This window comes from Actinoplanes utahensis (assembly GCF_016862455.1).
Lineage (GTDB): Bacteria > Actinomycetota > Actinomycetes > Mycobacteriales > Micromonosporaceae > Actinoplanes > Actinoplanes utahensis.
On record NZ_BOMZ01000076.1, the window covers coordinates 1 to 847 of the forward strand.

Here is an 847-nt window from a genome sequence, read left to right on the forward strand (position 1 = left end):
TCCCTGCCACGCCGCGCCGCCCGGTGGCGTGCCGCGTCGGACGTGAGCGCCGTCCGGCGCTGCCTCCCGCCGGTCTGTGGCGGTCCGTGCCGGTCTGCCGGGGCTCGCGCGGTCCCGGCCGGGTGGAGCTTGCCGGAGGCGGCCGAGAAGGTCGGGGGGTCGGTTTAGCGTTCGAGGCGACGGTTCAACGACGACGATGGAGGGTCATCATGACGTCCCGGCTCAACCCGTACCTGACGTTCGACGGAAACGCCCGCGAAGCCATCGAGTTCTACCAGTCGATTTTCGGCGGGGAGCTCAACGTTCACACCTTCGGCGAATACGGTGCGCCGGATCCCGGGCTCAAGGACAAGGTCATGCACGGGCAGTTGGAGACACCGCAGGGCTACACCCTGATGGTGTCCGACTGCCCACCCGGCGTGCCCTACCAGCCCGGCGACAACATCACGGTCAGTCTCAGCGGCGACGACGGCGACATCCTGCGCGCTTTCTGGGAGGGCCTCAGCGCCGGCGCCACGATCCGGGTTCCGCTGGAGAAGCAGATGTGGGGCGACGAGTTCGGCCAGCTCACCGACCGTTTCGGAATCCCCTGGATGGTCAACGTCGGCCAGCCGCAGTAGACCCGGTCGCGCCTGCTTCGATCGGCCGTCCGGCCCGGTCGCGCCCACCTCGATCGGCATCTGGCCCGGTCGCGCCCACCTCGATCGGCACCTGGCCCGGTCGCCTCACCTCGATCGGCTGCCCGTGTCCGGCCGGATCGGTCACAGCCGCCATGCCTCCTACGGGGCCCGATGGCGACATACCTGCCACCGCGCTGCCTGTGCGGGGTCGTTCCACGCTCCGGGGG

1 protein-coding gene is annotated in these 847 nt (G+C 70.1%); it reads left to right on the forward strand.

What is annotated here, in order from left to right:
- The first annotated feature begins 209 nt into the window (after positions 1-209).
- Complete coding sequence (locus Aut01nite_RS25685; RefSeq protein ID WP_043522525.1) at positions 210-620, forward strand: VOC family protein; 411 nt, start codon at positions 210-212, stop codon at positions 618-620.
- Positions 621-847: the final 227 nt, after the last annotated feature.